Below are 14,088 nucleotides of genomic sequence, written 5' to 3'. Positions count from 1 at the left end.
CACATTTGAAAGCATTCGCAGATCACTATGTGGGAGGGGGCTTGCCCCCGATGGCAGCACCTCGATCTAGAGCGAAACCATCTCGGCTTCAGTCTCAACGGCTGTCGCCGCCTGCAACTGGCGCATCTGTTCGCAACCCCACAACACCCGCTCGGGTGTCGCCGGCGCGTCGATCTTCGGCTGATGGCGATAACCTCCAAGGCTCGCCACCGCATCCTTGATCGCGCACCACGAGGCAATGCCGAGCATGAACGGCGGTTCACCCACGGCCTTGGAGTGGAACACCGTGTCTTCCGGGTTCTTGCGGTTTTCCACCAGCTTCACCCGCAGGTCCAGGGGCATGTCGGCGACCGCCGGGATCTTGTAGCTGGCCGGGCCGTTGGTCATCAATTTGCCTTTGTCGTTCCACACCAGTTCCTCCATGGTCAGCCAGCCCATGCCCTGGATGAAACCGCCTTCCACCTGGCCGATGTCGATGGCCGGGTTCAGCGAAGCGCCCACATCATGAAGGATGTCCGTGCGCAGCATCTTGTATTCGCCGGTCAGGGTATCGACGAGCACTTCGCAACACGCCGCGCCGAACGCGTAGTAATAGAACGGCCGGCCACGGGACTGGCTGCGGTCGTAAAAGATTTTCGGGGTCTTGTAGAACCCGGTGCTCGACAGCGAGACCTGGGCGAAGTATGCCTGCTGAATCAGCGCTTCGAAGGTCAGGATCTGCTCGCGCACGCGCACATGGCCATTGTGAAACTGCACATCCGCTTCACTGACGTCGTACTTGCGCGCAGCGAATTCCACCAGGCGCTGCTTGATGGTTTCGGCGGCATTTTGCGCGGCCTTGCCGTTCAGGTCGGCACCGCTGGAAGCGGCGGTCGGCGAAGTGTTGGGCACCTTGTCGGTGTTGGTGGCGGTGATCTGCACGCGGTCGATGCTGACCTGGAACACTTCGGCCACCACCTGGGCGACCTTGGTGTTCAGCCCCTGGCCCATCTCGGTGCCGCCATGGTTCAGGTGGATGCTGCCGTCGGTGTAGACATGGATCAGCGCGCCAGCCTGGTTGAGGAAACTGGCGGTAAACGAAATGCCGAATTTGACCGGGGTCAGCGCCAGGCCTTTTTTCAGGATCGGGCTATGGGCGTTGTAACGACGAATGGCTTCGCGGCGTTCGGCATATTGGCTGCTGGCTTCCAGTTCGGCAGTCATCTCTTCGAGCATGTTGTGCTCGACGGTCTGGTAGTAGTGGGTGACGTTGCGCTCGGTCTTGCCATAGTAGTTGGCCTTGCGCACGGCCAGCGGGTCGAGCGCCAGATGGCGGGCGATGGCGTCCATCACTTCTTCGATGGCAACCATGCCTTGCGGGCCGCCGAACCCCCGGTAAGCGGTGTTGGACGCGGTGTTGGTCTTGCAGCGATGGCCGTTGACCGTGGCGTCGCCCAGGTAATACGAGTTGTCGGCGTGGAACATGGCGCGGTCGACAATCGAGTTCGACAGGTCCGGCGAGCAGCCGCAATTGCCGGCTAGCTCCAGATTGATGCCGTGCAGACGACCGGTGTCGTCGAAGCCCACGTCGTATTCGATATAGAAGGGGTGGCGCTTGCCGGTCATCAGCATGTCTTCGACCCGCGGCAGGCGCATCTTGGTCGGCTGGCCGGTCAGGTGGGCAATCACCGCGCACAGGCATGCCGGGCTGGCGGCCTGGGTCTCCTTGCCGCCGAAACCGCCGCCCATGCGACGCATGTCCACGACGATTTTATTCATCGAAACGTCCAACACTTCGGCCACCAGCTTCTGTACTTCGGTGGGGTTTTGCGTGGAGCAATAGACGATCATGCCGCCGTCTTCGGTGGGCATCACCGAGGAGATTTGGGTTTCCAGGTAGAAGTGCTCCTGGCCGCCGATATGCAGCGTGCCCTGAATGCGATGTTGAGCCGCAGCCAACGCGCCCGCCGAATCGCCACGCTGGTGGGTGTGGCTGTCGAGCACGAAGTGTTTATTGCGATAGGCCTCGACCACATCCAGCACCGGTTCCAGGTCCTGGTATTCGATCACCGCCGCCATCGCCGCTTTACGCGCGGTCTCCAGGTCGCGGGCGGCGACAGCCAGCACCACCTGGCCGACGAACTGCACAGTGTCGATGGCCAGCAGCGGATCGCCAGGCAGCAGCGGGCCGATATCTTTCAAACCTGGCACGTCTTCATGGGTGATGACGATGCGCACACCCTCGAAGGCGTAGCAGGGGGCGGTGTCGATGCTGAGGATGCGGGCGTGGGCGCGGTCGGACAGACGCGCGTACACATGCAACTGGTTGGGGAATTCCAGGCGGTCGTCGATGTACTGCGCCTCTCCCGATACGTGCTTGGCGGCGCTGTCATGCTTGACGCTGCGCCCGACTCCGCTGGTCAAGTCCTGGGCGAACAGTTCGGCCAGCTCGGCCTGGGTTTTTTCCACGGCGTGATGGTTAGACATAAGCGGTCACCCGAGTCTCGATATGCGGCGTTTGCAGCTCGATGAAATATTTGCGCAGCAGGTTCTGCGCGCTGAGCAGGCGGTATTCCTTGCTGGCGCGGAAGTCCGACAGCGGGGTGAAATCCTCGGCGAGGGCGGCGCAGGCTTGCTCGACCGTGGCGGCGTTCCAAGTCGCGCCCACCAGCACGGCCTCGCAGTGCCGCGCGCGTTTGGGTGTGGCGGCCATGCCGCCGAAGGCCACGCGGGCGGCTTGGACCACACCGTTGTCGAGGGTCAGGTTGAAGGCGGCGCAGACCGCGGAAATATCGTCATCCAGGCGTTTGGAGACTTTGTAGGCACGGAACAGCGTATGGCCCTTGGGCACGATGATTTTCTCGATGAATTCGCTGTCCTGGCGCGCGGTCACGCGGTAATCGATGAAGTAGTCCTCCAGCGCCAGGGTGCGCCGGGTGTTGCCTTTGCACAGCACGATCTGCGCGCCTAGGGCGATCAGCAGCGGCGGCGAATCGCCGATCGGCGAGGCGTTGCCGATATTGCCGCCCAGGGTGCCCTGGTTGCGGATCTGCAGGGAGGCGAAGCGGTGCAGCAGATCGCCGAAGTCCGGATACGCCTGGTGCAACGCGGCGTAGCAGTCGGAGAGCGGGGTGGCGGCGCCGATTTCCAGGCGGTCGTCGAACGACTCGATGCGCTTCATTTCTTCAATGTTGCCGACGTAGATCATCACCGGCAGCGTGCGGTGGAACTGGGTGACTTCCAGCGCCAGGTCGGTGCCGCCGGCCAGTAAGCGGGCTTGCGGATAGGCGTCGTAGAGGTCGGCCAGGTCGGCCACGGTCAGGGGCACCAGGCAGCGTTTATCGCCACTGTTAAGTTCGCCGGTCTGGGTCGGGGCGATGGCTTTAAGGCGTGCAATGGTCTGGGCTTGGCAGCTGTCGAACTGGTCTGCGGGCTTGTTGCAGCAGGCCTGTTCGGCGGCGGCGAGAATCGGCCGGTAGCCGGTGCAGCGGCACAGGTTGCCGGCCAGGGCCTCATGGGCCTTGGCGCTGTCGGGGGCGTCGCTGTTTTTTTGCAGGGCAAACAACGACATCACGAAACCGGGGGTGCAAAACCCGCATTGCGAGCCATGGCACTCGACCATCGCCTGTTGCACGCTGTGCAGTTGGCCTTGGTGCTTGAGGTCTTCGACGCTGATCAGTTGTTTGCCGTGCAATGACGAAACGAAGGTCAGGCACGAATTAAGGCTGCGATAGCGAATCTGCTCGACGCCCTGGGCGTCGCTGTGCAGCTCGCCGACTACCACGGTGCAGGCACCGCAATCGCCGCTGGCGCAGCCTTCCTTGGTGCCGGATTTGCCCACATGCTCACGCAAATAGTTGAGCACGGTCAGGTTGGGGTCCAGGGCGTGCTCGCTACGGAGTTCCTGGTTGAGTAAAAACTGGATCACGGAAGGCCTCGCAGACTCATTATTGTTGTTAACCGCTGTGGGCCGAATCTAGTCATGTCTGACTTTTCGGTCAATTGTTTTCTGACCTAAGGGTCAAGAAAATGCGGTCACAACCCATTCAATTATGGTTCAGTCTTCTGGAACCGGCGTTTTTGGCGGCGTGTAGACAGGCAGAGCTGCTTATTTCATGCCAATTCGCGACAGTGGGCGTAGCGCCATCAGCGGGCCAATGCGCTACACTGCCGCGCTTGTACCGATAGACGATTTTGAAGGAAAACCATGACGTTCAAGGCGCCGGACAGTCTCGCCGAGCAGATCGCTCACCACCTCGCCGAACGTATCATTCGCGGCGATCTCAAGCCTGGGGAGCGCATCCAGGAACAGAAGGTCACGCTGGCACTCAATGTCAGCCGCGGCTCCGTGCGCGAAGCCTTGCTGATCCTTGAACGCCGGCACCTGATCGCGATCCTGCCGCGCCGTGGCGCCCACGTCACCGAACTCACCGCGCACAAGGTGCAGAGCCTGTGTACGTTGATGGGCGAGCTGTACATCCTGCTCGGCAATGCGGTGGCGCAGGGCTGGCAGACCCAGGCCGATATGGCGCCGTTCGTGCAGATCCAGCAGCGTCTGGTGAGCAATTTCGAACGTCAGGACATCCGCGCGTTCGTCGAAGAAAGTTTCAATGTGATGCGCGCCGCGTACCCCTTCGCTAACAACCCGTACCTGCAGGAAACCGTCGAAAACCTGCAACCGGCGATGAACCGCGCCTATTACCTGGCGCTGGACCAGCGCAAGGCCGAGATGAGCGAGTACCTGGCGCTGTTCGAGCAACTGCTCGCCGCCGTGCTGGCCCGTGACTTGCCGCAGATCCGCCAGGTGCTGTCGGCTTACGGTCAGCGCAGTTGCTCGCTGGTTATCGCAGCGTTGGCGGACGTCTAAACGTGCGGCTCAAGTGCATCAAACTGGCGGGGTTCAAATCCTTCGTCGACCCGACCACGGTGAACTTCCCCAGTAATATGGCGGCGGTGGTCGGGCCCAATGGTTGCGGCAAGTCGAACATCATCGACGCCGTCCGCTGGGTGATGGGCGAGAGCTCGGCCAAGAACCTGCGCGGCGAGTCGATGACCGACGTCATCTTCAACGGCTCCACCAGCCGCAAGCCAGTGAGCCAGGCCAGTATCGAGCTGGTGTTCGACAACTCCGACGGCACCCTGATCGGCGAATACGCGGCCTATGCGGAAATCTCCATCCGCCGCAAAGTCACGCGCGACAGCCAGAACAGTTATTTCCTCAACGGCACCAAGTGCCGCCGTCGCGACATTACCGATATCTTCCTCGGCACCGGCCTGGGCCCGCGCAGCTATTCGATCATCGAACAGGGCATGATCTCCAAGCTGATCGAAGCCAAGCCCGAGGACCTGCGTAACTTTATCGAGGAAGCGGCCGGCATCTCCAAGTATAAGGAACGCCGCCGCGAGACCGAAAACCGTATCCGCCGCACCCACGAAAACCTCGCCCGCCTGACTGACTTGCGCGAAGAGCTGGAGCGCCAGTTGGAGCGCCTGCACCGGCAGGCCCAGGCCGCCGAGAAGTATCAGGAATACAAGGGCGAAGAGCGCCAGCTAAAGGCGCAATTGTCGGCCCTGCGCTGGCAAGCCTTGAACGATCAAGTGGGCCAGCGAGAAGCGATCATCGGCACCCAGGAAATCAGCTTCGAAGCGCTGGTGGCCGAGCAGCGCAACGCCGACGCCAGCATCGAACGCCTGCGCGACGGGCACCACGATCTGTCCGAGCGCTTCAATCTGGTGCAGGGCCGCTTCTATTCGGTGGGCGGCGATATCGCCCGGGTCGAGCAGAGCATCCAGCACGGCCAGCAGCGTCTGCGCCAATTGCAGGACGATCTGAAGGAAGCCGAGCGCGCGCGCCTGGAGACCGAATCCCACCTGGGCCACGACCGCACCTTGCTGCTGACCCTCGGCGAAGAGCTGGACATGCTCACCCCCGAGCAGGAGATCACCAGCGCCGCCGCCGAAGAAGCCGCCGCCGCCCTGGAAGAAGCCGAAACCACTATGCACGGCTGGCAGGAACAGTGGGATGCCTTCAACCTGCAATCGGCCGAACCGCGCCGCCAGGCCGAAGTGCAGCAGTCGCGCATCCAGCAACTGGAAACCAGCATGGAACGTCTGGCCGAGCGCCAGCGCCGCTTGCAGGAAGAGCGCGTGCTGCTCGCCGCCGACCCGGAAGATGCGGCGATCATGGCGCTCAGCGAGCAACTGGCCGAAAGCGAAATGACCCTGGAAGAACTCGAAGCCAGCGAAGAGCAGCAAGTCGAGCGCCTGGAGCAACTGCGCCAGCAACTGCAACAGGCGACCCAGGCCCAGCAGCAGGCTCAGGGCGACCTGCAACGGCTCAACGGGCGTTTGGCGTCCCTTGAAGCCTTGCAACAAGCCGCGCTGGACCCGGACACCGGCACGGCCGAGTGGCTGCGCGACCAACACCTGGCCGAGCGCCCGCGCCTGGCCGAAGGTTTGAAGGTCGACGCCGGTTGGGAGCTGGCCGTGGAAACTGTGTTAGGCGCCGATCTGCAAGCCGTGCTGGTGGACGATTTCGGCGGCTTCGACCTCGCCGGCTTTGCCCAGGGCGATCTGCGTTTGCTCAGCCCCGCCGCCGATGGCGCGCGGATGCCGGGCAGCTTGCTGGATAAGGTCGAGGCCGCAATTGATCTGTCGCCGTGGCTGGGCCAGGTGCGGCCGGTGGAGTCCCTGGAGCAGGCCCTGGCCCAGCGCGGTCAACTGGCGGTCGGCGAAAGCCTGATCAGCCGCGACGGTTACTGGGTCGGCCGGCACTTTTTGCGCGTGCGTCGCGCCAGTGAAGCGCAAAGCGGCGTTCTGGCCCGTGGCCAGGAAATCGTCAATCTGAGCGCCGAGCGCGAAGAGCGCGAAGCCACCCTCGAACGCCTGGAAACCGAACTGCAAACCCTGCGCGCCACCCAGCGTCAGCAAGAGACCGGCCGCGAGCACCTGCGTCGCCTGTTGCAGGATGAGGCGCGCCAGCAAGGCGAACTCAAGGCCCAGTTGTCGGCGAGCAAGGCCAAGGTCGAGCAACTGAGCCTGCGTCGCACCCGTCTCGACGAAGAAGTCGCCGAGATGGGCGAGCAACGCGCGCTGGAGCACGAACAAATCGGCGAAGCGCGCCTGCACTTGCAGGAAGCCCTCGACAGCATGGCTCAGGACACTGAGCAACGGGAACTGCTGCTGGCCCAGCGCGACAGCCTGCGCGAACGTCTCGACCGCGTGCGCCAGGAAGCGCGCCAGCACAAGGACCACGCCCATCAGTTGGCGGTGCGCCTGGGCTCGCTCAAGGCCCAGCACGCGTCCACGGCCCAGGCCCTTGAGCGCCTGGAGATGCAATCCGAGCGCCTGACCGAAAAGCGCGAACAACTGAGCCTGAATCTGGAAGAGGGCGAAGCGCCGCTGGAAGAGTTGCGCCTCAAGCTCGAAGAGTTGCTCGACAAGCGCATGACCGTCGACGAAGAACTCAAGACCGCACAGATCGCCCTGGAAGACGCCGACCGCGAACTGCGCGACGCGGAAAAACGCCGGACCCAGGCCGAGCAGCAGTCCCAGTTGATTCGCGGCCAGCTCGAACAACAGCGCATGGAATGGCAAGCCCTGACCGTGCGCCGCAAAACCTTGCAGGACCAATTGCTCGAAGACGGCTACGACCTGCACGGCGTGCTCAATACACTGACCGCCCAGGCCAACGAGAAAGACGCCGAAGAAGAACTCGAACGCATTGCCGCGCGGATTCAACGCCTCGGCGCGATCAACCTCGCGGCCATCGACGAATACCAGCAGCAATCCGAACGTAAGCGCTACCTGGACGCTCAGGACGCGGATCTGGTGGAAGCCCTCGACACCCTGGAAAACGTAATTCGCAAGATCGACAAGGAAACCCGCAACCGTTTCAAAGATACCTTTGATCAGATTAATGGCGGTTTACAGGCGTTATTCCCAAAAGTTTTCGGTGGCGGCAGCGCTTACTTGGAACTGACGGGCGAAGATCTACTCGATACAGGGGTGACGATCATGGCGCGCCCGCCGGGTAAGAAGAACAGCACCATTCATTTGCTGTCCGGTGGGGAAAAAGCCCTGACCGCCTTGGCGTTGGTGTTTGCGATCTTCAAGCTGAACCCGGCGCCGTTCTGCATGCTCGATGAAGTGGATGCACCGCTCGATGATGCGAACGTTGGACGCTACGCGCGGTTGGTCAAAGAGATGTCCCAGACCGTGCAGTTCATCTATATCACCCACAACAAGATCGCCATGGAAATGGCTGATCAACTGATGGGGGTGACGATGCACGAGCCGGGTTGTTCGCGCTTGGTGGCGGTGGACGTGGAAGAGGCGATGGCCATGGTGGACGCCTGACGGCAAGCTTCAAGCGGTAAGTGAGTCAGCTTGAAGCTTGTCGCTCAGGGCCGTGACTCACAGTTGGCGTCTGCTGTAGGAGATTGCCTGCTACGCCTGAAAGCTGGCAATTCGACACATTTCGCGCCAACTGTGTAAAGTTATCTTTGGTCGTGCTAGTTTAATGTCAATTTTTCGTGTGCGTGGGCAAAACGTCAGTCAGAACATAGAGTTGGCGCCACGTTTTAAAGCGGTTTGCACGATGCTAAACCCCTTATTTTTCAGCATTTTTTATTAGAGGCACGGGATTACATGGAAATCGGTCTGCGCGAGTGGCTGATCGTCATCGGCATTATTGTTATTGCCGGTATTCTTTTTGATGGCTGGCGCCGCATGCGCGGTGGCAAGGGCAAGCTCAAATTCCGTCTGGACCGTAACCTGTCCAACCTGCCCGACGACGACGGCAGCGCCGAGCTGCTGGGGCCGCCCCGTGTGCTGGACACCCATAAAGAGCCGCAGCTGGACGAGCACGACCTGCCCTCGATGAGCGCGCCGGTGCGTGAAGCCCGCGAGCCATCGTCCAAACGCGGTAAACGCAGTGGCGCAGCGGTTGCCGAACCCCATCAGGGTGACCTTAACCTCGACGTGGATGAAGGCCCGAGTTTCAGCAGCCGTGACGACGATTTCCCCGATGAGAACGCCGCCAAGAACGCGCCGCGCCAATCGGTCAACGATCAGCCGGCCGCCGAAGAAGTGCTGGTGATCAGCGTGATCTGCCGCGACGCCGCCGGTTTCAAAGGCCCTGCGCTGTTGCAGAACATTCTCGAAAGCGGCCTGCGGTTCGGCGAGATGGATATCTTCCACCGCCACGAAAGCATGGCGGGCAACGGCGAAGTGCTGTTCTCCATGGCCAATGCCGTCAAGCCAGGTACTTTCGATCTGGACGATATCGACCTATTCAGCACCCCTGCGGTGAGCTTCTTCCTCGGTCTGCCAGGTCCTCGTCACCCGAAACAAGCGTTCGATGTGATGGTGGCCGCAGCACGCAAGCTGTCCCAGGAACTCAACGGCGAGCTGAAGGACGACCAACGCAGCGTCCTGACCGCCCAGACCATCGAACACTACCGTCAGCGCATCGTCGAGTTCGAGCGTCGCGCCCTGACACAGAAACGCTGAGGATTGGCCTCAAGCGTTGTCGATAGAATAAGCGCACCACCATTTGAGCAGCTTCGGCTGCTCTTTTGCTTTATGAGAGAACACCCATGACCGCCGCCCATACCCGCATCCTCGAACTGCGCGCTGAACTGGATCAGCACAACTACCGGTATTACGTCCTCGACGAGCCGAGCATCCCGGACGCCGAATACGACCGGCTGTTCCACGAACTCAAGGCACTTGAAGACGAGCACCCGGAGCTGGTCACGCGGGATTCACCGACGCAGCGGGTCGGCGGCGCGGCGCTGTCGGCGTTCACCCAGGTCAAGCATGAGATTCCGATGCTCAGCCTGGGCAACGCCTTCGATGAAGCCAGCATGCTTGAGTTCGATCGTCGTGTTACTGAAGGTCTCGATCTGCCGGTGGGGGATCTGTTTGGCGGTGGCGCGGCGGTGGAGTACAGCTGCGAGCCGAAACTCGATGGCCTGGCGGTCAGCCTGTTGTATCAAGACGGCGAGCTGGTGCGCGGCGCCACCCGGGGCGACGGCACCACCGGCGAAGACATCAGCGTCAACGTGCGCACCGTGCGCAATATCCCCTTGAAGCTGCATGGCAGCGGCTGGCCGGCGACCCTGGAAGTGCGCGGCGAGGTATTTATGTCCAAGGCCGGGTTCGAGCGGCTTAACGCTTCGCAACTGGAGGTGGGCGGCAAGACCTTTGCCAACCCTCGCAATGCCGCTGCCGGTAGCCTGCGCCAGTTGGATTCGAAAATCACCGCCAGCCGCCCGCTGGAGTTCTGCTGCTACGGGATCGGTCAGGTCACGGCGGATATCAGCGACACCCATATCGGCAACCTCAAGCAGTTACAGAAGTGGGGGCTGCCGATCAGTCACGATCTGAAGCTGGCCAAGGGGATTCAGGAGTGCCTCGATTACTACCGCGACATCGGCGAGCGACGTAACAGCCTGCCGTATGAAATCGACGGTGTGGTGTTCAAGGTCAACAGCCTTGCATCCCAGCGCGAACTGGGCTTTCGCGCCCGCGAGCCGCGCTGGGCCATCGCCCACAAGTTTCCGGCCATGGAAGAACTCACCGAACTGCTCGATGTGGAATTCCAAGTCGGCCGTACTGGCGCTGTGACCCCGGTGGCCCGCCTGAAACCGGTCAAGGTCGCGGGGGTGACCGTGTCCAACGCCACCTTGCACAACATGGACGAAGTGGCGCGCCTGGGCCTGATGATCGGCGACACCGTGATCATCCGCCGTGCCGGCGATGTGATCCCGCAGGTGGTCTCAGTGGTCACCGAGCGCCGCCCGGAACATGCGCGTGCGGTGCAGATCCCTGAAAGCTGCCCGGTGTGCGGTTCCCATGTGGAACGCACGCAACTGGTCAAGCGCAGCAAGGGCAAGGAAACCGTCAGCGAAGGCGCGGTGTACCGTTGCGTCGGGCGCCTGGCTTGTGGCGCGCAGCTCAAGCAAGCGATCATCCACTTTGTGTCCCGTCGCGCCATGGATATCGACGGCCTGGGCGACAAAACCATTGAGCAATTGGTGGATGAACACCTCATTGCGTCACCCGCTGACCTGTACAAGCTCACATACGAGCAGATCATCGACCTGGAAGGCTTTGCCGATGTTTCCAGCAAAAAGCTGATCGCCGCCATCGAAAACAGCAAATCGCCGACCCTCGCGCGCTTTATCTACGCCCTGGGCATTCCCGATGTGGGCGAGGAGACCGCCAAGGTGTTGGCGCGCTCGCTGGCGTCCCTTGCGCGAGTGCAGCAGGCGCTGCCGGAGGTACTGACGTACTTGCCGGACGTGGGTCTGGAAGTGGCGCACGAGATCCACAGTTTCTTTGAGGACAGCCATAACCAGCAGGTGATCGGCGCGTTGTTGTCACCGGACGAATGCGGCCTGCAATTGCAGGATCAGGGCGACCTGAGCGCGGAATTTGCCGCCAGTGCGACCCTGGGCGGGCTGCTTGACAAGCTCAATATCCCCAGCGTCGGCCCCGGCGCTGCGCAGAAATTGGCGGACAAGTTCGGCAGCCTTGACGGCGTAATCCAGGCCGACTGGCTGGACATGCGTCAGGCACTGCCGGAAAAGCAGGCCAAGGCCGTGCGCGACTTCTTCGATAATCCGCAGAACGCCCGCCGTGCACAGGCCATCGAGCAGCAGCTCAAGGATTTCGGCATGCACTGGCACAGCGCGAAGAAAGTCGTCGAAGGCTTGCCGGAAGCCGGTCACACCTGGGTGCTGACAGGCTCGTTGGAGCTGATGAGCCGCGATGTGGCCAAGGACAAACTGGAAAGCCTGGGCGCCAAGGTCGCCGGTTCCGTCTCGGCCAAGACCCACTGTGTGGTCGCTGGCCCTGGGGCTGGTTCAAAGCTGGCCAAGGCCACCGAACTGGGCCTGAAGGTGCTGGATGAAGAGGCGTTTGTTGCCTTTCTGGCCCAGCACAACGTGACTGTCTGATGGCGTGTGCCGGGCGCGGGCTTGTCGCGCGCCCGGCGGCGTTGCAACCCTTACAGCAGTGAAGTGGAACGATCCCAAGCCCTGAATGATCTAGTCTGGGTCACCTAGGGAGAGATCGCCATGTTCCGCTATTTCGAGCAACTCAGTTCGCGCATCGCCGCACCGTTCATGGCCGATACTTCGCGTAACAGCAAAGTCTGGCAATGCCGCTGCGGCCAGCCGCTGTTCTTTCGCAATAGCCAGTGTCTGGCTTGCGCGGCGCTGTTGGGGTACCAGCCGCAGCAGAGCCGCTTGGCGTCCCTACAGCCCGGGCCCGTTGCCGGAACGTGGCTGCAGGACGGCAATCTCGACGCCGGGGCCTTCCGTCGCTGCGCCAACCTTGACACCCCGGCGGCCTGCAACTGGCTGATCCCGGCCCACAGCACCGCGCCGCTGTGTGTGGCTTGCAGCCTCAATCGCACCATTCCCGACCTGTCCATCGTGGACAACCACGAACGCTGGCGCAAAGTGGAAACCGCCAAGCGTCGCCTGGTGGCGCAATTGATCAGCCTGGGCCTGCAGGTGGTGCCCAAGAGCGTCGACGAAGAGACCGGCCTGGCCTTCGACTTTATCGGTGTCGACCTGGAGGGCAACGCGCCCACCACCGGGCATGCCAACGGCCTGATCACCCTCGACATCAAGGAAGCCGACGACGCCCACCGCGAGAAAGTCCGCGTGCAGATGCACGAGCCTTACCGCACCTTGCTCGGTCATTTTCGCCATGAAGTCGGCCATTACTATTGGGATCGCCTGATCGCCGGCAGCCACTGGATCGAACCGTTTCGCCAACTGTTCGGTGACGAACGCGCCAGCTACGCCGAGGCCCTCGACCGGCATTATCAGCACGGCCCGCGACCGGACTGGCAGGAAACCTGCGTCAGCGCCTACGCCACCATGCACCCCTGGGAAGACTGGGCGGAAACCTGGGCGCATTACCTGCACATGATGGACGCCGTGGATACCGCCTTGGGCTTCGGCATGAGCGCGCGGGAGATGGACCTGGATTACCAGCCGTTCCCCCTTGCCACCCTCTACGATCCCGCGCACCCCGGCGGTCCGGCGTTTCTGGCGTTCGTCAATGCGTGGATCGAACTGGCCGGCATGCTCAACGAACTGTCGCGCAGCATGGGCCAACCGGATTTCTACCCCTTCGTACTGCCACCGGCAGTGATCGCCAAACTGCACTTTATCCATCTGGTGATCCAGGAAGAGGGCGGCCGCGCGGACGAGGTGCTGCAAGCACAATGATTAACCATGTGGGAAGGGCGTGCTGACGGCCATGGCAAGTGCTTGAACCTCTTCATATTTTTAATCCGTCACCAACGGTTGTAACTTCCGATGAGATCGGTACAATGGCGCGGCTTGCCGAGAGGCCAGCGTCGTTATGGTGACCCCATCGGTCCCCCCGCAACGATTACCCGTTAACCTGGTCAGGCCCGGAAGGGAGCAGCCACAGCGGGAACATTGTGTGCCGGGGTGTGGCTGGTGGGGTTGCCTCCATAACGCTCTTCTTTAGTTGTTCATCCCAATATCCAAAAAAACTGTTTGCGAACCATCTGCCCTTGAGCAGTCCATGGTGGCATTGTCGCGACGGTCAAAAACTCACGCCAGCTCGGCAGTTTATCGGTGGCATACTTCACTGCCTGGCAACCGGAGGCAGCGCAAGTGGAAAAAGTTGACGACCTCACACGAGAAAAACTGCGGGAATGGCAGATGCGGCGTTTGGAGATCAAGGACCGTATCCAGGCACACCCGGAGCAGACCCTGGCGTTGTCGAAGGTGTTGGACCTGATGGACGAGGAGCACGCCGAGATTATGAGCGGTGCGCAGTTTGTCCGTACTGCCGAGCCGAGCCCTGGGCCGAGCGTCGATCAGCCTCCACCGATCGCCGCTACCTACCAGTTGCACTTGGACGTGTCCGCCCACAGCGCCGAAGACCTGCGGCGTTTGCTCGATATGGCCGTTCATGAACTGCAACGGCAGATTGAACTGGCCAGCGCCCCGGCCTCCACCGGGCCACGGCGTTACCCCGGTGGCATGGCGGGCTCTCTGGGTGGCTATCAATTCGAGGTGGGCGTCGGTCAGGATGCCTGACAGGCTTAAC

The 14,088-nt window shown here is 61.8% G+C and carries 8 protein-coding genes and 1 other RNA gene; 7 read left to right on the top strand and 2 right to left on the bottom strand.

Annotated features, from left to right (window positions below):
* Nucleotides 1-66: 66 nt before the first annotated feature.
* Together xdhB and xdhA are read right to left on the bottom strand one after the other, a co-directional pair.
* Nucleotides 67-2,466 (bottom strand): xanthine dehydrogenase molybdopterin binding subunit, encoded by a 2,400-nt coding sequence (gene xdhB / locus HRH33_RS20020; RefSeq protein WP_167416860.1) that lies wholly within the window; start codon nt 2,464-2,466, stop codon nt 67-69.
* Nucleotides 2,459-3,907 carry a xanthine dehydrogenase small subunit gene (xdhA, locus tag HRH33_RS20015; RefSeq protein ID WP_167416861.1) on the bottom strand — a complete coding sequence of 483 codons (1,449 nt, stop codon included), beginning with the start codon at nt 3,905-3,907 and terminating at the stop codon, nt 2,459-2,461. The genes xdhB and xdhA overlap by 8 nt, the downstream gene beginning before the upstream one ends.
* 279 nt (nt 3,908-4,186) lie before the next feature.
* On the opposite strand from xdhA, the gene HRH33_RS20010 reads away from it, so the two are divergent.
* The 7 genes from HRH33_RS20010 to HRH33_RS19980 all read left to right on the top strand — a co-directional run bounded on the left by HRH33_RS20010 (nt 4,187) and on the right by HRH33_RS19980 (nt 14,078).
* Entirely contained in the window at nt 4,187-4,846 is a 660-nt protein-coding gene (locus tag HRH33_RS20010) for a GntR family transcriptional regulator (protein WP_034099697.1), read from the top strand.
* Between the two features lie 2 nt (nt 4,847-4,848).
* Entirely contained in the window at nt 4,849-8,337 is a 3,489-nt protein-coding gene (smc, locus tag HRH33_RS20005) for a chromosome segregation protein SMC (protein WP_167416862.1), read from the top strand.
* A gap of 291 nt (nt 8,338-8,628) precedes the next feature.
* Nucleotides 8,629-9,492 carry a cell division protein ZipA gene (gene zipA, locus HRH33_RS20000; protein WP_034138939.1) on the top strand — a complete coding sequence of 288 codons (864 nt, stop codon included), beginning with the start codon at nt 8,629-8,631 and terminating at the stop codon, nt 9,490-9,492.
* Between the two features lie 86 nt (nt 9,493-9,578).
* The gene (gene ligA, locus HRH33_RS19995; RefSeq protein WP_167416863.1) at nt 9,579-11,945 is read left to right on the top strand and encodes an NAD-dependent DNA ligase LigA; all 2,367 of its coding nucleotides are present in this window, start codon (nt 9,579-9,581) and stop codon (nt 11,943-11,945) included.
* Nucleotides 11,946-12,065: 120 nt separating this feature from the next.
* Entirely contained in the window at nt 12,066-13,232 is a 1,167-nt protein-coding gene (locus tag HRH33_RS19990; RefSeq protein ID WP_167416864.1) for a zinc-binding metallopeptidase family protein, read from the top strand.
* Between the two features lie 146 nt (nt 13,233-13,378).
* Nucleotides 13,379-13,475: signal recognition particle sRNA small type (gene ffs / locus HRH33_RS19985), an RNA gene on the top strand.
* Between the two features lie 174 nt (nt 13,476-13,649).
* Nucleotides 13,650-14,078, top strand: a complete 429-nt coding sequence (locus HRH33_RS19980) for a hypothetical protein (protein WP_094064997.1) — start codon at nt 13,650-13,652, stop codon at nt 14,076-14,078.
* The last annotated feature ends 10 nt before the right edge of the window (nt 14,079-14,088 follow it).

Source organism: Pseudomonas rhodesiae (genome assembly GCF_013285305.1).
Lineage (GTDB): Bacteria > Pseudomonadota > Gammaproteobacteria > Pseudomonadales > Pseudomonadaceae > Aquipseudomonas > Aquipseudomonas rhodesiae.
Note: the sequence above shows the minus strand (reverse complement) of the source record. Positions and strands in the feature narration are given on the sequence as shown.

What these genes read in the sequence shown, in the direction of transcription:
- xdhB (WP_167416860.1), bottom strand. Translation starts at nt 2,466, where the DNA reads ATGTCTAACCATCACGCCGTGGAAAAAACCCAGGCCGAGCTGGCCGAA.
- HRH33_RS19990 (WP_167416864.1), top strand. Translation starts at nt 12,066, where the DNA reads ATGTTCCGCTATTTCGAGCAACTCAGTTCGCGCATCGCCGCACCGTTC.
- HRH33_RS20010 (WP_034099697.1), top strand. Translation starts at nt 4,187, where the DNA reads ATGACGTTCAAGGCGCCGGACAGTCTCGCCGAGCAGATCGCTCACCAC.
- ligA (WP_167416863.1), top strand. Translation starts at nt 9,579, where the DNA reads ATGACCGCCGCCCATACCCGCATCCTCGAACTGCGCGCTGAACTGGAT.
- zipA (WP_034138939.1), top strand. Translation starts at nt 8,629, where the DNA reads ATGGAAATCGGTCTGCGCGAGTGGCTGATCGTCATCGGCATTATTGTT.